Origin of the sequence: Streptomyces sp. SUK 48, assembly GCF_009650765.1 — a bacterium.
Classification (GTDB): Bacteria; Actinomycetota; Actinomycetes; order Streptomycetales; family Streptomycetaceae; genus Streptomyces.
The window spans coordinates 4,152,181-4,176,011 of the sequence record NZ_CP045740.1; the positions used below are offsets into that span (position 1 = coordinate 4,152,181).

The following is a 23,831-nucleotide window of genomic DNA, read 5'->3' on the forward strand; positions in this document are numbered from 1 at the left end:
CGTTCCGGGGCGGGTGCGTCGGCGGGTGCGGGTGCGTTGTGGGTCGTTGCTGGTTTCCCCGCGCCCCTCAGGGGGCTGCGGTGGCGCCCCCTCCCAAAGGGTCCCCGCCTATACGCCCAGCTCCGCCGCTATGCGGCCGGCGCGTATCGCGGTGAGCAGGGTGGCGTGGTCGGACTCCGTGAGGTCGGCGTAGGCCAGGGCGAAGGCGGCGATGGCGTCGTCCAGGTCCTCGTTCTTGCCGCAGTAGCCGGCGATCAGGCGGGGGTCGGCGCTGTGGGAGTGGGCGCGGGCCAGGAGGGCGCCGGTCATGCGGGCGTAGTCGTCGACCTGGTCGGCGGCGAGGGCGGCCGGGTCGACGCTGCCCTTGCGGTTGCGGAACTGCCGTACCTGGAAAGGCCGCCCGCCGACCGTGGTCCAGCCCAGCAGGGTGTCGCTGACCACCTGCATCCGCTGCTGCCCGAGCACCACCCGGCGGCCCTCGTGCGCGACCGGCGGGTTCCCGAAGCCGGCGGCGGCCAGGTGCGGGAGCAGCGCGGAGGGGCGGGCCTCCTTCACCTGGAGGACCAGCGGATGCCCGCGGTGGTCGAGGAGCAGGACCACGTACGAGCGGGTGCCGACGCTGCCGGTGCCGACCACCCGGAAGGCCACGTCGTGGACCGTGTGCCGGGCGAGCAGCGGGCGGCGGTCCTCGGACAGGGTCGTCAGGTACTCCTCCAGGGATGCGGCGACCGCGGCGGCCTCGCCGTCCGGTGTCCGGCGCAGCACCGGGGAGGCGTCGACGAAACGGCGCCCGCCGTCCGGGTGCGGCTCGGTCGACTTCGCCGCGAACCGGCCGCTGGTGTTGGCCCGCGCCTTCTCCGAGACCCGTCGCAGGGTGCCGAGCAGGTCGTGGGCGTCGGCGTGGGAGACCAGTTCCTCGTCCGCGATGGCGTTCCACGCGTCCAGCACCGGGAGCTTCGCCAGCAGCCGCATGGTGCGGCGGTAGGCGCCGGCCGCGTCCCGCGCCGCGGCACGGCAGGTGTCCTCGTCGGCACCGGCCTCGCGGCCGGCCAGCACCAGCGAGGTGGCGAGCCGCTTCAGGTCCCACTCCCAGGGGCCGTGCGCGGTCTCGTCGAAGTCGTTGAGGTCGATGACGAGGCCGCCGCGGGCGTCGCCGTACAGCCCGAAGTTGGCGGCGTGCGCGTCGCCGCAGAGCTGTGCGCCCAGCCCGGTGACGGGGGTGCGCGCCAGGTCGTACGCCATGAGTCCGGCGGAACCCCGCAGGAAGGCGAAGGGGGTGGCCGCCATCCGGCCCACGCGGATCGGGGTCAGTTCGGGTATCCGGCCGGCGTTGGACCCGGCGACGGCGCTCACCGCGTCCGGGCGGGCGGCGTCCGGTGCGAGAACGGCGTGGTCGCCGCGCGGCACCTTCCTGCGCAGCGCCTTGCCCTCCGCCTTGGGCGAGCCCCGCCGGGGCCACTCGGCGAATCCGCGCACCCGGGGCAGCCTGCGCGCCCCGCCCGCGGACCGCTCCCCCAGCTCCGCGCGCGCCTCCTGCCGCGGCTCGCTCACCACGCCCGCACCGCTTCCGGCCACAGCGACCGCCTCCCCCGTACACCTCACGACCGCACGCGGCACGACCGCACGCATCGCGACGAACACCGACTCGGCAAGACCGTACAGCCGCTGCCGGAATCCGCGTCAGCCCTGTGGACAACCCGGCGGCTGTGGACAACCCGCTCGCCGCGGCCCGCCGGCCGTTCTGTCCGGCCGCCCTCCGGTCCGCCCGCCCGCCGGTCCGTCAACCCCGTCCGTCGTGGACGAGTCCAACGTCCCGGCAGCCGGTTCACCGCTCCGGCGTGCCGTCCCCCGGCTCCCCGCCCAGGTTCTCCGCCAGCTGGAACAGCGCGGGCAGGGCGTTGCCGATGGCCTCGCGGGCGTCGTCGTCCAGCGCGCCGAGCGCGGCGTCGATGCGGCGTTCGTGCGCCGTGGTCCAGGCCGCGAGCTTCTCGCGGCCCGCGTCGGTGAGGGTGACGACGGAGGCGCGGCGGTCGGCGGCGTCGACGTCCCGCGCGACCAGTCCCGCGCTGATCATCTGACCGATCAGCCCGCTGACCGTGCTCGGCGCCAGGCGCCGGCGGGCGGCGAGGTCGCTGATCCGCGCGGGCGAGTGTTCGCCGAGCACCTGGAGCAGCTCGACCTGCGCCATGGGGAGCGTCTCCCAGGGGTAGTCCGTGCGGATCGAGGAGCGCAGCGCGCGGCGCAGCCGGGTGACGGCCTCGGTGAGCAGACGCGCCTCGGGCGCCTGGGCGGCGGGGCCGGACCCCGCCGCCGCGGCAGGGCCGGGCGCGGAGACGTCGGAGCGTGACTGCGCGGACATGCCGAAAGCGTAGCCGGGCGGCATCCGGGCACGGCGGGCCGCCGTGCAGCACCCGGACGGCCCCCGAGACCGACCGGCCGGGTGGCATCCGGGCAAGGCCGCCCGCCGTCCAGAGCGCGGACGCCCCCGAGACCGGCCTCGCCCCTCCCGGCAGCCCCGCCAGCGAGACCCCCCGAAGTCCGGCCCCCGAGGGAGCCCGAGGGAACCCCCAAGGGCCCCCAAGGGACCTCGGAGAGCCGCCCCTCACGCCCCCGCCCCCGGCACGGCCTCACACCCCCCCTGCCCCCTACGCCCTCTCCCGGGGCCCGAACCAAGCCGCCCCCACCGCGACCACCGACGCCACCACCAGCACCACCGCGGCCGCCGCACCCCCGCCCGCCCCGGCGCTCCCGCCGCCCCCTGCCTCCAGGGCGAGCGTGACCAGCGCGACCCCGAGGGCCGTCCCCAGCCCCCGGGTCATGTTCACCAGCCCGCCGCCCGTCCCGGACGACCGCGCGGGTATCGCGCCCATGATCAGCGCGTTGTTGGCCGGGGTGAACACCCCCAGCCCCAGCCCGGTCGCCGCGAGCACCGGCACCAGCGCGCCGATCCCCGGCGGCACCACCAGCAGCGCGGCCGACGCCAGGGTGAAGATCCCCGCACCGGCCAGGCACCGCGCCCGGTCCGAGAGGCCGCGCGGCAGCACCCGGTCGCCCCCGGTCGCGGCCAGCGCGAACCCGGCCGGCAGCGCGGTGAGCACCAGCCCCGCCGTCAGCTCGGAGACGCCCCGCGCGGTGAGCACGACGGGCACCAGCACCAGCGGCCCGAACAGCACCAGATAGCCGCTCAGGGCGCCCACCAGGCCGTACGCCACCGCCCGTACCCGCAGCAGGGCGAGGTCGAGCAGGGGCGCGGCCGCCCGCCGCTGGCGCCGTACGAAGGCCCATCCCGCGCCGGCCGCGCCCGCGAACAGCGCGGCCACGCCCCAGCCGGGGACCGGCAGCCCGGAGGCCGCGGAGACGCCCATCAGGGCACCGGTGGTGGCGAGGGCCAGCAGCAGGAGCCCGGGCCAGTCGAAGCGGGTGACCCGGGTACGGGCCCGGGTGCGGGGCAGCAGGTAGTGGCCGCCGACGAGCGCGACGACACCGACGGGCACGTTCACCCAGAACACCCAGCGCCAGCCCAGGGTGGACACCAGGGCGCCCCCGACCGTCGGTCCCAGGGCCAGCCCCAGGGCCTGCGCGGCGGCCTGCACGCCGAGCGCGCTGCGCATCCGCTCGCGCGGCGCGCTGGTGGTCACCAGCGCCACGCTGTTGGCCTGCATCATGGCCGCGCCGGCCGCCTGGACCACGCGGAACGCCACGAGCGCCCCGAGCGAGGGCGCGAAGCCGCAGGCCGCGGAGGCGAGGGTGAAGACGGCGAAGCCGTACAGGTAGAGAAGTTTGCGGCCGTGGGCGTCGGCAAGGCGGCCCGCGGGCACGAGCAGTGCCACCAGGGCCAGCAGATAGGCCAGCGAGACCCATTCGACGGCCGCGAGCGAGGCGTTGAAGCCGGTGCGCAGCCCGCCGTAGGTGAGCGTGACGATGCTGGCGTCCAGCTGGCCCATGAAGGCGCCGAAGCACACCGCGGCCACGGCCAGCCACCAGCCGTTCGGCCGCGCGCGGATCGCCTCGGGGCGGGGCCGCTCCGAGGTCAGCAGCGCGAGCGAGCGCCGTACGGAGGGGTGCGGTCGCGTGTCGGTGACCATGTCTCCAGATTACATCGGTCACCGAAATACTTGGCTAGCGTCCTATCCCGATCTTCCTCCCGGGCCCGGAGCAACCAACCCCCGGGAAATGCACTCACCCACCCCAGGAGCTGTCACCACACGTTCCGCTCATCCCGGGCGGCAGCGCATGGCAGGACGCCTGGACCTGCGTGCCGCGCTCCGGGGTGCCGTGGTGCGAGGAGGTCATTCCGAGGGCGAAGACGGCCAACAGGCCGGTCACAGCAATGAGGAAGCGCCTCATGACGCGAACTCCGTTCCAAACACAAGGACGTTACGGTGATCTCAGTCTCGGAAAACTCAATGTCGTCCGCCAGGTTTCCGATGCCTCATCAAACGGCAAGGCAGCAAGGGGAGGACGGAGCGAACATGGACATAGCTCCTCATTGCCCACGATCGACCCCCGATGAACTCAAGTCGGAGTCGCTGGACTTAAGGGTCTACGCCTGGCTTGTCCGCAACCAGAGAGCGGGCGCGCACGACCCGGAGACCATCGCCCGCGAGCTGCCCGCCGACCCTGCCGACGTCCGCCTCGCCCTCTCCCGCCTCCTCCAGACCGGGCTGGTGGCCGAGGAGCCGCTGCCGGGGTCCCGGCTGACCGTCGTACCCGCCGAGGCCGCGGCGAGCCGTCGTACCGCGCCCCTGGAGGCGCAGATCCGTGAGCGCCAGGAGGCGATCGCGCACATCAGGAGCAGCGTCGATCCCTTCAGCCTGGTCTTCCAGCGGGAATCGCGCTCCTGGGGCGGCGGTTTCCAGGAGATCTCCACGGTGGCCGAGGTCCGCGACCGGCTCAACCGGCTGAGCGACGGCTGCCGTACCGAACTGGTCTCCTGCCAGCCGGGCGGCGGCTCCCGGGTCCCGGCGGCGATGGCCGAGGCCATGGGACGCGACCGGGCGATGCTCGACCGGGGCGTCCGCATCCGCACGCTCTACCACCACACGGCGCGTTTCAACGGCCCGAGCCAGGCATACGTGGCGGAGCTCTCCGCCCGGGGCGCGGAGTACCGCACGCTGCACGAACTGTTCGGCCGCCTGATCATCGTGGACCGGGAGACCGCGTTCATCCCCGCGCCCGGACACGACGGCCAGGGCGCGATCCTGATCAGCGAACCGCCGGTGGTGGCCTACCTGTACGACGTCTTCGAGCTGGCCTGGACCCACGCCAGGCCGTTCGTCGACGCCACCGGGCGCGCCATGGAGGCGGTCTCCCGGGAACTGCACCGCACGATCCTGCGGCTGCTCGCGGACGGCCTCAAGGACGAGGCGATCGCGCGGCGCCTCGGCATGTCGCTGCGCACGACACGCCGCCATGTCGCCGACATCCTCTCCGAGTTGAACGTGTCGAGCCGCTTCCAGGCGGGCGTCGCCGCGGTCCGTTCCGGGCTGCTGGAGGAGGTGGACGGTCACGCGAACCCGTGACTGACGGTGCGCGCGCCGATACGGCATGCTGCACGAAAGTGTCTCCGCTCCCGCCCACGGGCGAGGAGCGCGGGACGGCCGCGAGTCACGACGACGATGGTGAAGCCTGCATGCTCTGGGGAAGTGCGTACGACGGCACGGACGTTCCAGGGTCCCGGGAGGCGTACGTGGAGGAGGTCGTGCTCTTCCTCCGCGCCTGCACGGACCGTTCGCCCGCCCTGCTGTGGCCCGAGCACGAACCCACCGTGTACGACACGATGGACCGGGCCTCCCCGGCGGCCGACCGCCGGCTGTCCGCGTACCTCGCGCGCAGCCTGACGTCCGCTCTGGGCGTGCCCGTGCACGAAACCTCCGGCACGTCGCTCGACGGCCCCGCGCCGACCCGCACCCTGGTGGTGCAGACCGCGGGCCGCACCCACTGGTCCGTCACCACGGCACAGGAGCCCGAACGGCCCCTGGTCCTGCCGCTGCTGACCAGCGAGGTCCTCTATCTGCCGCGCGGCGCCCGGACGACGGTCACCGCGGCCGCCGGCAGCCGGCTCATCGCCCTCTCCCTGGCCGCCCCGGCCCACGGGCGGCGGCCGGACCGCGAACCGTTCCGCACGGCCCAACGCCCCCATTGATCCCGGATCCGTTCAGCCACGGTCCGCCGGGGTGTGCACGTCGAACACCCCGCACCTGACCGCGGCGACGACGAGCTGCGAACGGCTCACCGCGCCCGTCTTGCTGCGCAGCCGGCGCACATAGGTGTCCACCGTGTGCCGGCTGATGCCGAGCCGGCGGGCGATGGACGGGTAGGTCTCCCCGTCGCACAGGGAGGCGAGCACCTCCCGCTCGCGGGGGGAGAAATCCGGTGACGGCATCGTGCCGGCGGGCGAAGACATGGGGTTCCTCTCATTCGTCGAACGCACGGGAAGCGCGCTGGGAACGCTCTTCCAGCATGCGAACCCCCGCCCCGCCCCACCACCTCCCGCCCCCCTCAGCAAAGTGCGCGACACCAAGGGGAGGTATCAGGAACGACGGGAGCCGACGGCCGCGACCATCGGCTGAGAGCTTGCTCACACGGCCGCGCCCGGGCGACTCCCCGTCGGCCGGGCCTCGTTCGCCACGCCCGGCGGGGGCGGGTGTCACCACGTAAGAAGACGGGTGTCACCACGTAAGTACACGAGAGACACGAGGAACACGGGGATCACGAGGAACACGAAAAAGAGGAATGGGCGGCATCGCCATCGCGATGCCGCCCATTCCCTCTGTGCGCGAGGGGGGAGTTGAACCCCCACGCCCTTTCGGGCACTGGAACCTGAATCCAGCGCGTCTGCCTATTCCGCCACCCGCGCATTGGGTGTGTCTTCCGGCTTCTGCCCTTTCGGGCTGGCCCCTTCCGACATGCAGAACATTAGCACGTCGTACGGGGTGGGTTCACATCCCTTCCCCAGGGCCCCTGACCAGCCCGCGCGCGGCCGGCCCCCGGCACCGGCCGGGTCCGGCCCGCCCCTGTCGCGGAGCACCGCCGGAAGATGACCACGGGAGGACCGCGGCGGAAGACCGCCGTCGACCGGGCGCCGTCCGCACGCCCCGCCCACGCACCGCGCGCACGCCCCTCCGCGCTCCGGTCGGCGCCCCGGCCGCCCCCGTCGCCGTACTCACCTCCCACCCCCGCCTCACCCCTCCCGCACCGTGACCGTCCCCACACCCGTGACCATCCGCACAGCGCCCGGCCGTTTCACCGCGTATCAAGGAGTCCCGGTTCACGTATCAACCTCGTACCGGTCCCGGCCATCTCCCCAGGAGAGGGGCGGGGGCGGGGCCCGGTGCGGGACACTGGTCTTCGCCCGGCTCTACGATCCATGCCGGGGAGGAGTTCCAAGCGGAGCCGCTGGGGGAACCGGCTGTTTACCCGGGGCGTGGATACGATCAGTAAGCAGTACCGGCGGTACCGGGCAAGGCAACGCACAGAGCACCACACGCACCACACAGAGCAGGGCAAGGAACCGACAAGGGACGGAGGAGGTGCCCCATGGGAGTCCTGAAGAAGTTCGAGCAGCGTCTCGAAGGTCTGGTGAACGGCACCTTCGCCAAGGTCTTCAAGTCCGAGGTCCAGCCCGTGGAGATCGCCGGCGCGCTCCAGCGGGAGTGCGACAACAACGCGACCATCTGGAACCGTGACCGCACCGTCGTACCCAACGACTTCATCGTGGAGCTCAGCGCGCCCGACTACGAGCGCCTCAGCCCCTACTCCGGGCAGCTCGGCGACGAGCTGGCCGGCATGGTGCGCGACTACGCGAAGCAGCAGCGCTACACCTTCATGGGCCCGATCAAGGTGAACCTGGAGAAGGCCGAGGACCTGGACACCGGGCTCTACCGGGTGCGCTCGCGTACCCTCGCCTCCTCCAGCGACCAGCAGGCCGGGCCCTCGGCGCAGGGCGCGCAGGGCCAGGGCCCCGCGGCCGCCCCGGGCCGCCCGGGACCGGGCGCACAGGACCAGGACGGGTACGGCTATCCGCCCGCCGGCGCGCCCCCCATGCCCGCCGCCCCGCCGCCCGGCGCCCGCCCCGGCGGCTACGGCTACCCGCAGCCCGCCACCCAGCGCCCCGCGGCCGCCCCGATGAGCGGCGGACGCACCCGCTACTGGATCGAGATCAACGGCACCCGCCACCAGATCTCCCGGGCGACCCTGGTGCTGGGCCGCAGCACCGAGGCCGATGTGCGGATCGACGATCCCGGCGTCTCCCGCCGGCACTGCGAGATCCGGACCGGAACGCCCTCGACGATCCAGGATCTCGGTTCCACCAACGGCATCGTGGTGGACGGGCAGCACACCACCCGCGCTACGCTCCGCGACGGCTCGCGGATCGTCGTGGGCAGCACCACCGTTATCTATAGGCAAGCCGAAGGGTGAAGCGGGGGCAATGTCAGAGCTGACCCTCACGGTCATGCGGCTGGGTTTCCTGGCCGTACTGTGGCTGTTCGTGATCGTGGCCGTGCAGGTCATCCGCAGCGACCTGTTCGGTACGCGCGTCACTCAGCGCGGATCGCGTAGGGAGGCCGCGCGGGCCCAGCCCCCGAGCGGCCGCCAGGCCGCCCGCCAGCAGGCCCAGGCCGCGCCCCCGCAGCAGCGCGGCCAGCAGGGCGGTGGCGGCGGCCGGCGCGGGCGCAACGCCCCCAGCAAGCTGGTCGTGACCGAAGGCACCCTCACCGGCACCACCGTCGCGCTCCAGGGCCAGACCATCACGCTGGGCCGGGCGCACGACTCCACGATCGTGCTGGACGACGACTACGCCTCCAGCCGCCATGCCAGGATCTACCCCGACCGCGACGGCCAGTGGATCGTCGAGGACCTGGGGTCGACCAACGGCACCTACCTGGACCGGTCCCGGCTGACGACCCCCACGCCGATCTCGCTGGGCGCGCCGATCCGCATCGGCAAGACCGTCATCGAGCTGCGGAAGTAGTGCTACATCATGAGTGAGCGCGAGCGGAGCGAGCACGCGGCGGCGGACCGTCTTCCGGTCCCCGGCGCGCTCCCGACCGGAGGGTGGGCAGTGTGGCTCGACACGACCGGCTGCATTCGGAGCCGACGGGCGAGGTGCGCATGAGTCTGTCACTGCGCTTTGCCGCCGGTTCGCACAAGGGCATGATCCGCGAGGGCAACGAGGACTCCGGTTACGCCGGCCCCCGCCTGCTCGCGATCGCCGACGGCATGGGCGGCCAGGCGGCCGGCGAGGTCGCCTCCTCCGAGGTGATCTCCACCCTGGTCACGCTCGACGACGACGTGCCCGGCTCCGACATCCTCACCTCCCTCGGCGTGGCCGTGCAGCGCGCCAACGACCAGCTGCGCTCCATGGTCGAGGAGGACCCCCAGCTCGAGGGCATGGGCACCACGCTGACCGCGCTGCTGTGGACCGGGCAGCGGCTCGGCATGGTGCACGTCGGCGACTCCCGCGCCTATCTGCTGCGCGACGGTCTGCTCACCCAGATCACCCAGGACCACACCTGGGTGCAGCGCCTCGTGGACGAGGGCCGGATCACCGAGGAGGAGGCCACCACCCATCCGCAGCGCTCGCTGCTGATGCGTGCCCTCGGCAGCGGTGACCACGTCGAGCCCGACCTGTCCATCCGCGAGGTGCGCGCCGGCGACCGGTACCTGATCTGCTCCGACGGCCTGTCCGGCGTCGTCTCCCACCAGACGATGGAGGAGACCCTCGCCAGCTACCAGGGCCCGCAGGAGACCGTGCAGGAGCTGATCCAGCTCGCGCTGCGCGGCGGCGGCCCGGACAACATCACCGTCATCGTGGCCGACGTCCTCGACCTGGACACCGGCGACACGCTCGCGGGCCAGCTGTCCGACCAGCCGGTCGTGGTCGGCGCGGTCGCCGAGAACCAGAGCCATCTGCACGACAACGGGATCATGCAGACCCCGGCCGGCCGCGCCTCCCACCTGGGCCGCCAGGGCCACGGCGGCGGCGAGTTCGGCCCGCCCGGCTCCGGCGACAGCACCGGCTACGTCCCCACGGGCAGCTTCGACGACTACGCCGAGGGCGACTTCACCAAACGCAAGGGCCGCAGATGGCTGAAGGCGTCGCTGTACAGCGCCCTCGCCCTCGCGGTCATCGGCGGCGGCCTGTACGGCGGTTACCGCTGGACGCAGACGCAGTACTACGTCGGCGCCAGCGAGGAGCACGTCGCGCTGTACCGCGGGATCAGCCAGGACCTGGCCTGGGTGTCGCTGTCGAAGATGCAGCAGGACCACCCGGAGATCGAACTCAAGTACCTGCCGTCGTACCAGCAGAAGCAGGTCAAGGCCACGATCGCCGAGGGCGGCCTCGAGGACGCCCGGTCGAAGATCCAGGAACTGGCCGTACAGGCGTCCGCCTGCAAGAAGGAGACGGAGCGCCAGGACGCCGAGCGCACCCAGCCGGGCAAGCCGCACACGGGCAAGACCAGCGGCACCAAGCCCGACGCGGGCGGCGCCACCGGCACCGTGAGCACCGCCGCCTTCACCCAGACGACCGCGACCGCGAACCCGAAGGCGTCCCCGACCACGGGCACACCGGGATCTTCGAAGTCTCCGTCCACGACCCCGTCCGCGACCCCCAGCCCCGGCCCCACCCTCTCGGAGGATGAGCAGAAGGTCGTCTCGCTGTGCGGTAAGCAGTAGGCAAGCCGTGAGAGGCCCTGTCACACGATGAGCAGTACGACTAACTCGCCGACGCACCACACGTCCACCATCGGCGCGATCGGTGCGCCGAGCCGCCGCAACACCGAGCTGGCCCTGCTGGTCTTCGCGGTGCTGATCCCGGTGTTCGCCTACGCCAACGTGGGCCTGGCCATCGACAACCAGGTTCCCGCCGGGCTGCTGAGCTACGGCCTGGGACTCGGCCTGCTGGCCGGCGTGGCCCATCTCGTCGTACGGAAGTTCGCCCCGTACGCCGATCCGCTGCTGCTGCCGCTGGCCACCCTGCTGAACGGGCTCGGCCTGGTCTGCATCTGGCGCCTGGACCAGTCCAAGGCGCTCCAGCAGATCCATGTCGCGGGCGGCAAGGCGACCAACCAGCTCATGTACACGGCGATGGGCATCGCCCTGTTCGTGGCGGTGCTGTACTTCCTCAAGGACCACCGCACGTTCCAGCGCTACACCTACATCTCCATGATGAGCGCGCTGCTCCTGCTGCTGCTCCCGCTGGTCCCGGGCCTCGGCCTGAACGTCTACGGCGCCAAGATCTGGATCTCCGTCGGCGGTTTCACCATCCAGCCCGGTGAGTTCGCCAAGATCGTGCTGGCCATCTTCTTCGCCGGCTATCTGATGGTGAAGCGCGACGCGCTGGCCCTCGCCAGCCGCCGGGTCATGGGCCTCTACCTGCCGCGCGGCCGCGACCTCGGTCCGATCCTCGTGGTCTGGGCGATGTCCATCCTGATCCTGGTCTTCGAGACCGACCTCGGTACGTCGCTGCTGTTCTTCGGCATGTTCGTGATCATGCTGTACGTCGCCACGGAGCGGACCAGCTGGATCGTCTTCGGTCTGCTGATGTCCGCGGTCGGCGCCGTCGGCGTGGCGAGCTTCGAGCCGCACGTGAAGATGCGTGTCCAGGCATGGCTCGACCCGCTGAAGGAGTACAAGCTCTCCCAGCAGGGCGTCGGCGGCCACTCCGAGCAGGCCATGCAGGCCCTGTGGGCCTTCGGCTCCGGCGGCACCCTCGGCACCGGGTGGGGCCAGGGCCACTCCGAGCTGATCAAGTTCGCCGCCAACTCGGACTTCATCCTCGCCACCTTCGGCGAGGAGCTGGGCCTGGCCGGCCTCATGGCGATCCTGCTGATGTACGGCCTGATCGCGGAACGCGGCGTGCGCACCGCCCTCGCCGCCCGCGACCCGTTCGGCAAGCTGCTGGCCATCGGCCTCTCGGGCGCCTTCGCGCTCCAGGTCTTCGTCGTGGCCGGCGGTGTGATGGGCCTCATCCCGCTGACCGGTATGACCATGCCGTTCCTCGCGTACGGCGGTTCGTCCGTGATCGCCAACTGGGCGCTCATCGGCATCCTGATCCGCATCAGCGACACCGCCCGCCGCCCGGCACCCGCCCCCGCGGCCAACCCCGACGCCGAGATGACCCAGGTGGTCCGCCCGTCATGAACAAGCCCCTGCGCCGGATCGCGATCTTCTGCGGCCTGCTCGTGCTGGCCCTGCTCGTCCGCGACAACTACCTCCAGTACGTCAAGGCCGACAGCCTGCGCACCGACCCGCTCAACCGGCGGGTCGCCATCGAGCGCTACTCCGCGCCGCGCGGCGACATCATCGTGGACGGCAACCCGGTGACCGGCTCGGTCGAGGTCAAGCACGGCGACTTCAAGTACAAGCGCACGTACAAGAACGGGCCCATGTGGGCCCCGGTGACCGGCTTCTCCTCCCAGGCGTTCGGCGGCACCCAGCTGGAGAACCTGGACGACGGCATCCTCACCGGCAACGACGACCGGCTCTTCTTCCGCAACACCCTGGACATGATCACGGGCAAGCCGAAGCAGGGCGGCAATGTCGTCACCACGCTCAACGGCGCCGCGCAGAAGGCCGCGTACAACGGCCTGAAGGGGGTCGGCGGCAAGGGCGCGGTCGCCGCCCTCGACCCGGCCACCGGCAAGATCCTGGCGCTGGCCTCGTACCCGTCGTACGACCCCTCGTCCTTCGCGGGGAACACCGACGACGACGCCAAGGCCAGGAACAAGCTCCTGAAGGAGAACGACCCGGCCGACCCGATGCTCAACCGGGCGCTGCGCGAGACCTACCCGCCGGGCTCCACCTTCAAGGTGGTCACCGCGGCGGCGGCGCTGGAGAACGGCAAGTACACCTCGGCCGACCAGCCGACCGACTCGCCGCTGCCGTACATCATGCCGGGCACCACGACCCCGCTGCCCAACGAGGGCAATCTGCCCTGCAAGAACGCCACCATGCGGGTCGCGCTCCAGTACTCCTGCAACACCGTCTTCGGCAAGATCGGCGCCGACCTCGGCAACGCCAAGATGCTGGCGGAGGCGAAGAAGTTCGGCTTCGACGCGCAGCAGTTCACCCCGGTCCGCTCCAACGCCTCGGTGTTCTCGGACAACATGAACGCCTCGCAGACCGCGCTGTCCTCCATCGGCCAGTACAACACCGCCGCGACCCCGCTCCAGATGGCCATGGTCGCCTCGGCGGTCGCCGACGACGGCAAGCTGATGAAGCCGTACATGGTGGACGAGCTGGAGGCTTCCAACCTCGACCCGGTGGAGAAGACCAAGCCGCAGGAGATGAGCCGGCCGCTGTCTCCGCAGAACGCGCAGGTCCTCCAGTCGATGATGGAGACCGTGGTCGAGAAGGGCACCGGTACCAACGCCCGGATCTCCGGCGTCAAGGTCGGCGGCAAGACCGGTACCGCCCAGCACGGTGTGGCCAACAGCGCCAATCCGTACGCCTGGTTCATCTCCTACGCCAAGCTGCCCGACGGCAGCTCCCCGGTGGCCGTGGCCGTGGTCGTCGAGGACGAGCACGCCAACCGTGACGACATCTCCGGCGGCGGCCTGGCCGCACCGATCGCGAAGAACGTGATGGAGGCGGTCATCAACTCCAAGAAGTGACGAGCGGAAGTGACGACCATCACATCCACTTCACAAGGACGCACGTTGCGGTACCGGTCCGATATCGGGATCCGGGCTTGGCCAGGTCATACAAAGGGAGCCGGGTACCGTAGGCCCGGACGGCAGCCTCGGCGCACAGCGATGTGACGGCCGGGACCGACGGAGAGGGCTGGTAGGTAGCTATGGAAGAGCCGCGTCGCCTCGGCGGCCGGTACGAGCTGGGCCACGTGCTCGGCCGTGGTGGCATGGCGGAGGTCCACCTCGCGCATGACACCCGGCTCGGCCGCACGGTGGCGGTGAAGACGCTGCGCGTCGACCTCGCGCGCGACCCGTCCTTCCAGGCCCGGTTCCGCCGGGAGGCCCAGTCGGCCGCCTCGCTCAACCATCCCGCCATCGTCGCGGTCTACGACACGGGCGAGGACTACATCGACGGGGTCTCCATCCCGTACATCGTGATGGAGTACGTCGACGGTTCCACCCTGCGTGAGCTGCTGCACTCCGGCCGCAAGCTGCTGCCGGAGCGCGCCATGGAGATGACCATCGGCATCCTCCAGGGCCTCGAGTACGCGCATCGCAACGGCATCGTGCACCGCGACATCAAGCCGGCCAACGTCATGCTGACCCGGGGCGGCCAGGTCAAGGTCATGGACTTCGGCATCGCCCGGGCGATGGGCGACTCCGGCATGACGATGACGCAGACCGCCGCGGTCATCGGCACGGCCCAGTACCTCTCCCCCGAGCAGGCCAAGGGCGAGCAGGTCGACGCCCGCTCCGACCTGTACTCCACGGGCTGCCTCCTCTACGAGCTGCTGACCGTCCGGCCGCCCTTCGTCGGCGACTCCCCGGTGGCCGTGGCCTACCAGCACGTCCGCGAGGAGCCGCAGGCCCCCTCCGTCTTCGACCCCGAGATCACCCCCGAGATGGACGCGATCGTCCTCAAGGCGCTGGTCAAGGACCCGAACTACCGCTACCAGTCGGCCGACGAGATGCGGGCCGACATCGAGGCGTGCCTGGATGGCCAGCCGGTCGGCGCGACCGCCGCGCTGGGCGCGGTCGGTTACGCCGGCTACGGCGACGAGCAGGCGACCACCGCGCTGCGCTCGGACTCGCCCGCGGCCGCCACGGCCATGCTCCCGCCGATGAACGGGGACGACGGCGGCTTCGGCTACGACGACCGCCCCGACCGGCGCCGCCAGCAGCCGAAGAAGTCGAACACCTCCACGATCCTGCTGATCGTCGCCGGTGTCCTGGTGCTGATCGGCGCCATCCTGATCGGGAAGTACGCGTTCAGCGGGCACGGTGTCAACGAGAAGCCCACGGTGCCCAGCTTCGTCGGCATGTCCGAGAAGGACGCCCGCAACACCGCGGCGAACGTGGACCTGAAGGTCACCGTCTCCGACCGCAAGCGCTGCGAGAACGAGCCCAAGGGCATGGTGTGCGCGCAGGACCCGGCGAAGGGCACGAAGGTCGACAAGAACACCACCGTCGGCCTGGTGATCTCCACGGGCGCGCCCAAGGTCGCCGTGCCGAACGTCCTGGGCCAGACCTTCGACGCCGCCCAGTCGGCCCTGACCGTGGACAAGTACCAGTTCAAGGTCAACCGCAAGGACGAGGTCTCCACCCAGCCGGCCGGCACGGTCATCAGGCAGAGCCCGGACCTCGGCACGGAGGTCGAGAAGGGCGCCACGGTCACCCTCACCGTCGCCAAGGCGGAGGAGAAGGTGACCATCCCGGGCGATGTCATCGGCAAGTCCTGTGCCGACGCCAAGGCCGAGCTCCAGGGCATGGGCCTGGTGCCGACCTGCAACGACCAGCCGACCGACAACCAGGACGACGACGGCAAGGTCCTCGCGACCAACCCGCCGGCGGGCCAGCAGGTCGCCAAGAACACGCCGATCGCGATCAACGTGGGCAAGGCGCAGAGCGGCCAGGTCCAGGTCCCGGGCATCCAGGGCAAGAAGCTCGGCCAGGTGAAGCAGATGCTCTCCCAGGCGGGCCTGTCGCTCGGCAACGTCACGGGTTCGAACGACGACAACGCGCTGGTCATCAACTCCAACCCGCCGCCCGGCACCCAGGTCAACCAGGGCCAGGCCATCGATGTGACCACCATCGGCGGGGGCAACCAGGGCAACAACGGGGACAACGGCGGGGGCAACCTCTTCGGTGGCATGGACGGCTGACCCGGCCGTACGAGCGAGCGGGCCCCCGCCGGAGGATTCCGGCGGGGGCCCACTCGTGTTCCCGGGGTGCGCTCAGCGCAGCTCCGCCGGGGGCGTCCGCTTGCTGTCGACCTTCTGCACCCGGACCAGTTCGCCCCACACGACGTAGCGGTAGCGCGAGGTGTAGACGGGGGTGCAGGTGGTCAGCGTGATGTAGTGGCCGGGCTTCTTCCAGCCGGACTCCTTGGGCACCGCGTCGACGACGCCGACGTCGTACTTCGAGGTCTCCGGGAGGATCGAGGCGACCTTGTACACGTACCAGTCGTCCCGGGTCTCGAAGACGATCGGGTCGCCCTTCTCGAGCTTGTCGATGTTGTGGAACTTCGCGCCGTGGCCGTCGCGGTGGGCGGCCAGGGTGAAGTTCCCCTTCTTGCCGGTCATCGGGAGCATCGACTTGACCGGGTCGGTGTAGTAGCCGGCGACACCGTTGTTGAGGACGTCGGTGCTGGTGCCCTTCTCGACCAGGACCGAGCCGTTGTCCATCGCGGGCACGTGCAGGAAGCCGATGCCGTCCTTGGTGTCCAGGGCGCCGGGCCCGGGGTCCGGGCTCTGCGCCCAGTGCTCGCGCACCTTGTCGGCCTCCCGGTCGGCCTTGCGGTCCGCCAGCACGTTCGTCCACCACAGCGAGTAGACGACGAAGAGGCCGAGCAACACGCCCACGGTGATGAGCAGTTCACCGAAGACGCTGACGGCCTGCGCGATCCTGCCCGGACGTCGCCGTCCGGCGGGCTCCGGGTCGGGCGCGGCAGTGTGTTCTTCGGTCTCGTCGGCGGTCGCTGCCACAGTGGTTCCTAGCCCTTACTCGATGAGCGCGTCCGGCTTGCCCTTGCTGCGGGGGCGTACCTCGACCATCTTGCCCCAGACGATCAGCCGGTACTTGCTGGTGAACTCCGGTGTACAGGTGGTCAGGGTGATGTAGCGGCCGGCCTTGGTGAAGCCCGAGCCCGGCGGGACCGGGTCCAGCACGCTGGTGTTGGACGGCGAGGTGACCGGGAGGGTCGACGTCACCTTGTAGACGTAGTACGTGTCCTGGGTCTCCACCACCACGGGGTCGCCGGGGGTGAGCCTGTTGATGTAACGGAAGGGCTCCCCATGGGTGTTGCGGTGTGCCGCGAGCCCGAAGTTACCGGTCCTGGCGTCCGGCATCGCCGTCTTCAGCGGCGCCTCGCCGTAGTGCCCGACCATGCCCTTGTCGAGGACCTTGGTGGTACTGACGCCCTCCGCGATCGGCGCCACCACGTCCAGCTTGGGTATGTGCAGGATGGCGAAGCCCTGTCCGGGCGCGAAGACCCCCGGATTGCGCTTGCCGTTCGCCCAGTCGTCCTGGAGGTGATGGGCCTCGCTGCCGGCCTGCGCGTGCGCGCGGACGTTGGTCCACCACAGCTGGTAGGTGACGAACAGCAGCATCAGCACACCGGTGGTGATGAACACCTCGCCGATCGCGCGGCTCGCGATCACGCCGGGCCCCGGCTTGGCCAGCCGCGCCCGCCGCCGGGCCTCGACGCGGGTCAGCGGCCGGTCCGGATCGTCCTCGGCCCAGGCCGGGGGTCCCCGGCCGCGGGCGCACCGGAGACCGTACGCGCGGCCACCGGGTCCTGCCGGCCGCCACGGCGCCCGCCGCGCCGCTTGGCGGCCTTTCTGCGGGCCGCACGGCCGCCGGGGGCGGGGACGGGGCCGGAGGGGTCCGCCGGGGCTCCAGAGGCCCCTGCGGGCCCCGCGGACGACGGATCGGCGACCCGCAGGGCCATCGTCTCCGCGTCGGAGGGAGGTTCGCAGGGCGCACCGCCGGGGGACGCGTGCGGTTCCCCGCCGCCGTACACGTCCTCGCGCTCGGGGCGCAGGGCGGTCACGCCGTGGCCCTGCCCACCACCGGGGCGAGCCCCGCCGACCTCGCCACGGCACCCTGGTCGCCGCACTCCGCCAGCCAGTTGGCCAGCATCCGGTGCCCGTGCTCGGTCAGCACCGACTCCGGGTGGAACTGCACACCCTCGACGGGCAGCTCACGGTGGCGCAGGCCCATGATGATGCCGTCGTGCGTACGGGCCGTGACCTCCAGCTCGGCCGGGACCGTCGCGGGCTCGGCGGCCAGGGAGTGGTAGCGGGTCGCGATGAAGGGGGAGGGCAGCCCGGCGAAAACGCCCTTGCCCCGGTGCTCGACCGGGGAGGTCTTGCCGTGCAGCAGCTCGGGCGCCCGGTCCACCACGCCGCCGTACGCCACCTGCATCGACTGCATGCCCAGGCACACGCCGAAGACCGGCACCCCGGTGGCCGCGCAGTGCCGGACCATGTCCACGCAGACGCCGGCCTGCTCGGGGGCGCCGGGCCCGGGGGAGAGCAGGACGCCGTCGAAGCCGTCCTGCGCGTGGGCGGTCGACACCTCGTCGTTGCGCAGCACCTCGCACTCGGCGCCCAGCTGGTACAGGTACTGGACGAGGTTGAAGACGAAGCTGTCGTAGTTGTCCACGACGAGAATGCGCGCGCTCACTGGTTGTCCACCGTCACATCGTTGAAGGGCAGCAGCGGCTCGGCCCACGGGAAGACGTACTGGAACAGGACGTAGACCACCGCCAGGACCAGGACGACGGAGACCAGCAACTTCACCCACACGTTTCCCGGCAGATGCCGCCAGAACCAGCCGTACATGCCGTCCTTGCCGTCCCTTCCGTATCCCTACGGCACCAGACACACGCCGTACGTCACCAGACTAGCGGCGCAGCGCGTCCGGTTCGCCTGACTCCACGGGCCGGGTGGAGTCCAGATGCGCCCAGACGATCAGCCGGTGACTGTGGCCCCACTCGGGATCGCACGTGGTCAGGGTCAGATAGCGGCCCGGACGCGGGTAACCGGACTTCTCTGGCACAGGGTCGATGACGCCGATGTCCGTCGGGACGGTTTTGTAGGGCCCTTTGTCGATCCGATACGTGAACCAGGTGGTCCCGTCGGTGAGCACCACCGCGTCCCCGGGCCGCAGCCGGGGGAAGTCCTTGAGCGGATCGCCGTACGTGCGCCGGTGCCCGGCCACCGCGAAATTGCCCACCTGGCCGAGCCGGGCGGTGCCGCCGTAGTGCGCGAGCCCCTTCGCGAGCACGTCCCGGCCGGTGCCTTCGAGGACGGGCTTGTTCCACGTGGAACCGAGCCGGGGGATGTACATGATCGCGAAGGGCCTGCCGTAGTGGTACGGCGCCGGGGGCGGGGGCGCGGCGGCGGGGTCCGCCGGAGCCGCGGTGGCCGTCGCGGCCGGCACGCTGCCCGTCGACCACTGCCGGTGCAGCTGGTCGATCTGGTCGTCCATGGCGCCGTCGGCGCGTACGCCGGTCCAGAAGAGGACGTAGGCGACGAAGAGCACGATCAGGGTGCCCGCGGTGACGCACAGCTCGCTGAGGGTCCTCACGATCAGGCGCACCGGCGGCTCCTGGGCGGGCGGCTACTGCACGGGCTTCGCGTAGTGCAGGTCCACTGTGCCGGAGTAACCCGGAAGAGTCACCGTGCCGTCGTCGGTGACTTTCCAGCCGAGGCCGTAGACGTTGACGTAGACCATGTAGGTCTGGATCGCCTTGCTGTCCGCGAGCGACTGCTGGAGCCGCCCCGGGTCCCCGATCGCCGTGATCTTGTACGGCGGTGAGTAGACGCGCCCCTGGAGGATCAGCGTGTTGCCGACGCAGCGGACCGCGCTGGTGGAGATCAGCCGCTGGTCCATGACCTTGATGCCCTTGGCGCCGCCCTGCCACAGGGCGTTCACCACGGCCTGGAGGTCCTGCTGGTGGATGACCAGGTAGTCGGGCTGCGGCGGGGGGTAGCCGGGGAGCTTGGCGGTGGCGTTGGGCGGGGCGTCGTTCAGGGTGACGGTGACCGCCTTGCCGGTGAGCTCCTGGGTGCCCGCGCTCTTCTCCAGGCCGGTCAGCCGCCGGTCCTGGGCCTTGGTGCTGCCGCCGTCGCTCTTCGCCAGGGACTCCACGCCGTCGCGCAGGGAGGCGTTGGACTCGTCCAGGTCCTTGTTCTTGCGGCTGCGCTGCTGGATCAGGTCGGACAGCTTCAGCAGGGAGCCGTCCTGGCGGATGTCGGTGCCCTTGGCCGTGTCGAAGCTGGTGAAGAAGATCAGGCCGGCGAGCGCGAAGACGGCCGCGGTGAGCATCCGCACCGGGCGCACCCGCGGACCGCGACGGGAGCCGGAACCCATTGCTCCCGTACCGGGGGAGTCGGCAGAATTGCTCAACGTACCCTTGCTCTCCTTCGGCGCCACGGAAGCACTACGCTAACGGACGCCCGGGGGAGCACACAGAGTCGTCATGTTGGCCACTTGTACGCTGCCCGAGCCCGACCAGTTACCTGCGCGGCCACGCAGCGCATCGACAGGAGAGACCCTCGTGCCGAAGTCACGTATCCGCAAGAAGGCCGACTTCACGCCGCCGCCGGCGAAGCAGGCCGCGGCGATCAAGCTGAACAACCACGGCTGGGTCGCGCCGGTCATGCTGGCCATGTTCGTCATCGGCCTGGCCTGGATCGTCGTCTTCTATGTGACCGACGGCTCGCTGCCCATCGACGCGCTGGACAACTGGAACATCGTGGTCGGCTTCGGCTTCATCGCCGCCGGTTTTGGTGTCTCCACGCAGTGGAAGTGACGCGGCTCCCCTGAGTTATCCACAGGACCGAGGATTTCCACAGCACCCTGGGGAAAAGACTACGATCTGTGGATAACTCATCGGGCGTTGACGCCAGTACGACTGCCGTACCGGTGGTCACACACCCGTTCGCACCCAGGGCGACCTGCGAAAACACATCCGAGCGGTAACAGGCCCAGCTGATACCGCACCGTGTGCACAAGATCCGGCACCCGCTGTGGACAACGGTTCGGTATCAAGTGAGCTGGCCCGTCCTGACCAGGGTGAGAACCGCCACCACCACGAGCACCAGCGCACAGGTGCCGTACTGGATGAGCGCCCGGTGACGGCGCGGGGCGTGCACCATGGCGTAGCCGGTGACGACGCCCGCGACCAGGCCGCCGACGTGCGCCTGCCAGGCGATGTTGAAGCCCGGGGTGAAGGTGATGATGAGGTTGATCACCAGCAGGGCGAACAGCGGCCGCATGTCGTAGTTGAGCCGCCGCATCAGCACACCGGTGGCGCCGAAGAGGCCGAAGATCGCTCCGGAGGCGCCGAGCGAGGGCGCGTTCGGGGCGGCGAGCAGATAGGTGAGCGCGCTGCCCGCGAGACCGGAGACGGCGTACAGGGCGAGATAGCGGGCGCGGCCGAGCGCCGCCTCCAGGGGACCGCCGATCCACCACAGGCTGAGCATGTTGAACAGCAGATGCGTGAACCCGGCATGCAGGAACATCGCGGTCAGCAGCCGGTAGTACTGCCCCTGGGCGATGCCCTGCACCCCGGGGATCAGGGGCGTGTACGCCTGCCCGATCACCTCGAAGCGCTGGGTGAAGCTCTCGCCGACGGCCAGCTGCACCAGGAACAGGGCGATGTTGATCCCGATCAGCACCTTGGTGACCAGCCGGGGATCGGCCGTCATGGTGCCGCCGGCCATGGTGCGCGGGCGGGCCGCGGCCATGGTGCGTCCGGCGCCCCCGCCGCCCGGTGCGTGCGGGTGGGCGGGTCCACCCCCGTGGACGCACTCGGGGCACTGGAAGCCGACGGAGGCGCTGACCATGCACGCGGGGCAGATGGGGCGCTCACAGCGGGTGCAGCGCACCCCGGTCTCACGGTCCGGGTGCCGGTAGCACACGGGCACGCTCCGGGCGTCCGGCGCGCTGCTTGCGACGTGGTCCATGATCCCCTCGCTCTTTCTGGCACTCCCCCGGCACATACCCCGCCCCGCCCATCCTTACGGACGAGCGGGGCGTTTGGTTCCCCGTGGGGCGTCGTGTCAGCCCTCGCGGGTCTCGACGACGACCGACTCGATCACGACGTCCTGGGCCGGACGGTCGTTGCGACCGGTCTTCACGGCCGCGATCTCGTCCACGATCTTCTGGCCGGCCGGGTCGGTGACCTCGCCGAAGATGGTGTGCTTGCCGGTCAGCCAGGTGGTCGGCGCGACGGTGATGAAGAACTGCGAGCCGTTGGTGCCCGGACCGGCGTTGGCCATGGCCAGCAGGTAGGGCTTGTTGAAGGACAGGTCGGGGTGGAACTCGTCCTCGAACTTGTAACCCGGGCCGCCGATGCCGGAGCCCAGCGGGTCGCCGCCCTGGATCATGAAGCCGCTGATGACACGGTGGAAGATCGTGCCGTCGTACAGCGGGTCGTTGCTCTTCTTGCCGGACCCGGGGTGGGTCCACTCGCGCTCGCCCTTGGCCAGCTCGACAAAGTTCCTGACCGTCTTCGGCGCGTGGTTCGGGAACAGCCGGACCTCGATGTCGCCGTGGTTGGTCTTCAGGGTGGCGTAAAGCTGCTCAGCCACGATCTGCCTTCCGTCGTCCTATGTCGTCTTCCTGCGACCTCCGATCCTCGCATGGGTGGCCCCGCTCGGCGCCAGTCGGCCAACCGAAGGAGTTCGCGGCACCCAAATGCCCGTCCGCGCGCGCCGCGAGGACGGTCGGCAGGCATGATCCGTAAAAGGGTGGAAAGTCGAAATCCGTACGCCACCGAGGAGGAGGAAACCCGTGACCCGCATTGACAGCGTGCGCGCCGCGACCGGATCGGCGAAGGACAGCGTGCTGCACGCCGCGGAAGTGGTGGCGCCCTACGCCGACACGGCCAAGGAGCGTGCCGCCTTCTACGCGCAGGAGGCACGCGTACGGCTCGCGCCCGTGGTGTCGCAGGCCGCAGAGCAGGCCCGCGAGCAGTACCACGCCCAGCTGGCCCCGCGCCTGGAACAGGCCCGCCGCACCTATGTCCCGCCGAAGGTGGACCTCGCCGCACACGAGGCCGCCTGCCGCACCCGCAAGGCCGCCCGGCAGGCGGCCGACTACTCGCGCCCCCGGATCGAGCACGCGGTGGCCGTCGCCGGACCGGTGGCGGACGAGGCCGCGGCCCGGGGCGCGGCTGCCGTGGCCGCGCTGCGCGGCCAGGTCTCCGCGCGGGACATCCAGAAGCTCGCCCGGCGCAACGCGCGCCGGGGCCGGGCCGGCCGGGCCGCGAAGATGGTGGCGCTGGCGGCCGTGGTGGCGGGCGGCGCCTTCGCGGCATGGAAGTGGTGGGAGCGCCAGGCCAACCCCGAGTGGCTGGTGGAGCCGCCGGCCGCGACGGAGGTCCCCGAGCCGGGCGGCCTCGGTCCGGTGGACGGCAGCGACGAGGACCAGCCCTGATCATTCACCCGGGAACGGGCTCCCTTCCGGCGAAGGGGGCCCGTTTCACGTGAAACGTCCGTCGCCGCGGGTCGGTCGACGCCGCGGCCGGCCGGTCAGTCGATGCGCTGGCGGTCACGCAGCCGTACTCCTGGTCCGTGGACTCGCCCTTACCGGGCGCGCTCGATGTGCGACCTGGTCAGGGCGAACAGGATCAGCAGGTCCAGGGCCATGACGGGGATCGCCCACGCCGGGTAGTACGGCACGAACATGAACTGGGTGATCAGGCTGACGCCCGCCGCCACCACGCCGAGCCCGCGGCCCCAGCTCATGCCCGCGAGCAGACCGAAGCCCGCGACGACGAGCACCATGCCGATGACGAGGTGGATGACGCCCCAGGGCGTCAGGCCGAAGTTGTAGGCGTATCCGGTCGACGTGGTGAACAGCCTGTCGTTCGCGATGCCCGCCGCGCCCATGAGGATGCTGAGCGGCCCGCTGAGCATCAGCATGATCCCGGCTGCCAGGGAAGCGCTGTCGGCCGTACGACCGGCACCGGGCTCCCCGTGCCCGTGCTGCGTCTTGTCGGATGCCATCGCCATGGGCGCCGCCTTCCTGTACGGAACGGCCGGCGACGCACAGCGGCCGTGCGGAGCCAGCCACGCTCTCCCTGACAGGATCACCGCAATCCGCCCGCCCTGCGACCGGGGAGGGGGCCCCGCCCGACGGCGACCGCGACCGGGGCGGCGAGGCGAGGACACGCCGGTC

General features: G+C 71.1%; 22 protein-coding genes, 1 tRNA gene and 1 pseudogene. 10 read left to right on the forward strand and 14 right to left on the reverse strand.

Features of this window, described 5'->3' with window-relative positions; translation table 11 throughout:
- Nucleotides 1-108: 108 nt before the first annotated feature.
- From GHR20_RS17930 to GHR20_RS17940, 3 genes are all read right to left on the reverse strand, one after another.
- Nucleotides 109-1,629 carry a DUF2252 domain-containing protein gene (locus GHR20_RS17930; protein WP_153813747.1) on the reverse strand — a complete coding sequence of 507 codons (1,521 nt, stop codon included), beginning with the start codon at nucleotides 1,627-1,629 and terminating at the stop codon, nucleotides 109-111.
- A gap of 196 nt (nucleotides 1,630-1,825) precedes the next feature.
- Entirely contained in the window at nucleotides 1,826-2,359 is a 534-nt protein-coding gene (locus GHR20_RS17935; RefSeq protein ID WP_153813748.1) for a MarR family winged helix-turn-helix transcriptional regulator, read from the reverse strand.
- A gap of 286 nt (nucleotides 2,360-2,645) precedes the next feature.
- Nucleotides 2,646-4,085, reverse strand: coding sequence for an MFS transporter (locus GHR20_RS17940; RefSeq protein ID WP_194858910.1), 1,440 nt, complete (start codon nucleotides 4,083-4,085; stop codon nucleotides 2,646-2,648).
- Nucleotides 4,086-4,472: 387 nt separating this feature from the next.
- Here GHR20_RS17940 and GHR20_RS17945 point away from each other — a divergent pair, with 387 nt between their 5' ends.
- The gene (locus GHR20_RS17945; RefSeq protein WP_153813749.1) at nucleotides 4,473-5,522 is read left to right on the forward strand and encodes a LuxR C-terminal-related transcriptional regulator; all 1,050 of its coding nucleotides are present in this window, start codon (nucleotides 4,473-4,475) and stop codon (nucleotides 5,520-5,522) included.
- A 110-nt stretch (nucleotides 5,523-5,632) separates the two neighbouring features.
- Entirely contained in the window at nucleotides 5,633-6,145 is a 513-nt protein-coding gene (locus GHR20_RS17950) for a hypothetical protein (protein ID WP_153813750.1), read from the forward strand.
- A 12-nt stretch (nucleotides 6,146-6,157) separates the two neighbouring features.
- On the opposite strand, the gene GHR20_RS17955 is transcribed toward GHR20_RS17950, so the two are convergent.
- Both GHR20_RS17955 and GHR20_RS17960 read right to left on the reverse strand, forming a co-directional pair.
- A complete protein-coding gene (locus GHR20_RS17955) occupies nucleotides 6,158-6,406 on the reverse strand; it encodes a helix-turn-helix transcriptional regulator (protein ID WP_111583317.1) in 249 nt (82 codons plus the stop codon).
- A 369-nt stretch (nucleotides 6,407-6,775) separates the two neighbouring features.
- Nucleotides 6,776-6,859, reverse strand: a tRNA-Leu gene (locus GHR20_RS17960).
- 680 nt (nucleotides 6,860-7,539) lie between these two features.
- Between GHR20_RS17960 and GHR20_RS17965 the strand changes: the two genes are divergently transcribed.
- The 6 genes from GHR20_RS17965 (at nucleotide 7,540) to pknB (ending at nucleotide 15,799) form a co-directional block, all read left to right on the forward strand.
- On the forward strand, nucleotides 7,540-8,421 hold the full coding sequence (locus tag GHR20_RS17965) for a DUF3662 and FHA domain-containing protein (RefSeq protein WP_153813751.1): 882 nt from the start codon (nucleotides 7,540-7,542) through the stop codon (nucleotides 8,419-8,421).
- A 10-nt stretch (nucleotides 8,422-8,431) separates the two neighbouring features.
- Nucleotides 8,432-8,974: an FHA domain-containing protein gene (locus GHR20_RS17970; protein WP_111583319.1), complete on the forward strand. Its 543-nt coding sequence runs from the start codon at nucleotides 8,432-8,434 to the stop codon at nucleotides 8,972-8,974.
- A 140-nt stretch (nucleotides 8,975-9,114) separates the two neighbouring features.
- Nucleotides 9,115-10,680 (forward strand): Stp1/IreP family PP2C-type Ser/Thr phosphatase, encoded by a 1,566-nt coding sequence (locus GHR20_RS17975; protein WP_194858911.1) that lies wholly within the window; start codon nucleotides 9,115-9,117, stop codon nucleotides 10,678-10,680.
- A 27-nt stretch (nucleotides 10,681-10,707) separates the two neighbouring features.
- Nucleotides 10,708-12,147 carry an FtsW/RodA/SpoVE family cell cycle protein gene (locus GHR20_RS17980; RefSeq protein ID WP_148024302.1) on the forward strand — a complete coding sequence of 480 codons (1,440 nt, stop codon included), beginning with the start codon at nucleotides 10,708-10,710 and terminating at the stop codon, nucleotides 12,145-12,147.
- Nucleotides 12,144-13,619 (forward strand): penicillin-binding transpeptidase domain-containing protein, encoded by a 1,476-nt coding sequence (locus GHR20_RS17985; protein WP_153813752.1) that lies wholly within the window; start codon nucleotides 12,144-12,146, stop codon nucleotides 13,617-13,619. Before GHR20_RS17980 ends, GHR20_RS17985 begins: the two co-directional genes overlap by 4 nt.
- A 182-nt stretch (nucleotides 13,620-13,801) precedes the next feature.
- Nucleotides 13,802-15,799, forward strand: coding sequence for a Stk1 family PASTA domain-containing Ser/Thr kinase (gene pknB / locus GHR20_RS17990; RefSeq protein ID WP_111583323.1), 1,998 nt, complete (start codon nucleotides 13,802-13,804; stop codon nucleotides 15,797-15,799).
- A 72-nt stretch (nucleotides 15,800-15,871) separates the two neighbouring features.
- Here pknB and GHR20_RS17995 read toward each other — a convergent pair whose 3' ends face one another.
- From GHR20_RS17995 to GHR20_RS18020, 6 genes and pseudogenes are all read right to left on the reverse strand, one after another.
- Nucleotides 15,872-16,621 carry a class E sortase gene (locus GHR20_RS17995; RefSeq protein ID WP_111583324.1) on the reverse strand — a complete coding sequence of 250 codons (750 nt, stop codon included), beginning with the start codon at nucleotides 16,619-16,621 and terminating at the stop codon, nucleotides 15,872-15,874.
- A 15-nt stretch (nucleotides 16,622-16,636) separates the two neighbouring features.
- Nucleotides 16,637-17,688, reverse strand: a pseudogene (locus GHR20_RS36810) (class E sortase).
- Nucleotides 17,685-18,323 (reverse strand): aminodeoxychorismate/anthranilate synthase component II, encoded by a 639-nt coding sequence (locus GHR20_RS18005; RefSeq protein ID WP_111583326.1) that lies wholly within the window; start codon nucleotides 18,321-18,323, stop codon nucleotides 17,685-17,687. Before GHR20_RS18005 ends, GHR20_RS36810 begins: the two are co-directional and overlap by 4 nt.
- A complete protein-coding gene (locus tag GHR20_RS18010) occupies nucleotides 18,320-18,481 on the reverse strand; it encodes a hypothetical protein (RefSeq protein WP_046423650.1) in 162 nt (53 codons plus the stop codon). Before GHR20_RS18010 ends, GHR20_RS18005 begins: the two co-directional genes overlap by 4 nt.
- Before the next feature lie 61 nt (nucleotides 18,482-18,542).
- Nucleotides 18,543-19,241, reverse strand: a complete 699-nt coding sequence (locus GHR20_RS18015) for a class E sortase (RefSeq protein WP_153813753.1) — start codon at nucleotides 19,239-19,241, stop codon at nucleotides 18,543-18,545.
- A gap of 21 nt (nucleotides 19,242-19,262) precedes the next feature.
- Nucleotides 19,263-20,051: a DUF881 domain-containing protein gene (locus tag GHR20_RS18020; RefSeq protein WP_153813754.1), complete on the reverse strand. Its 789-nt coding sequence runs from the start codon at nucleotides 20,049-20,051 to the stop codon at nucleotides 19,263-19,265.
- 151 nt (nucleotides 20,052-20,202) lie between these two features.
- On the opposite strand from GHR20_RS18020, the gene crgA reads away from it, so the two are divergent.
- Complete coding sequence (gene crgA / locus GHR20_RS18025) at nucleotides 20,203-20,457, forward strand: cell division protein CrgA (protein WP_037650339.1); 255 nt, start codon at nucleotides 20,203-20,205, stop codon at nucleotides 20,455-20,457.
- Between the two features lie 235 nt (nucleotides 20,458-20,692).
- Here the strand turns inward: crgA and GHR20_RS18030 are convergent, their stop codons facing one another.
- Together GHR20_RS18030 and GHR20_RS18035 are read right to left on the reverse strand one after the other, a co-directional pair.
- On the reverse strand, nucleotides 20,693-21,613 hold the full coding sequence (locus tag GHR20_RS18030) for a rhomboid family intramembrane serine protease (RefSeq protein WP_153813755.1): 921 nt from the start codon (nucleotides 21,611-21,613) through the stop codon (nucleotides 20,693-20,695).
- Nucleotides 21,614-21,709: 96 nt separating this feature from the next.
- Nucleotides 21,710-22,240, reverse strand: coding sequence for a peptidylprolyl isomerase (locus tag GHR20_RS18035; protein ID WP_111583330.1), 531 nt, complete (start codon nucleotides 22,238-22,240; stop codon nucleotides 21,710-21,712).
- Nucleotides 22,241-22,442: 202 nt separating this feature from the next.
- Here GHR20_RS18035 and GHR20_RS18040 point away from each other — a divergent pair, with 202 nt between their 5' ends.
- Nucleotides 22,443-23,087, forward strand: a complete 645-nt coding sequence (locus GHR20_RS18040; protein ID WP_153813756.1) for a DUF5324 family protein — start codon at nucleotides 22,443-22,445, stop codon at nucleotides 23,085-23,087.
- Nucleotides 23,088-23,236: 149 nt separating this feature from the next.
- Here GHR20_RS18040 and GHR20_RS18045 read toward each other — a convergent pair whose 3' ends face one another.
- Complete coding sequence (locus tag GHR20_RS18045; RefSeq protein ID WP_243878064.1) at nucleotides 23,237-23,665, reverse strand: hypothetical protein; 429 nt, start codon at nucleotides 23,663-23,665, stop codon at nucleotides 23,237-23,239.
- Nucleotides 23,666-23,831 lie beyond the last annotated feature (166 nt).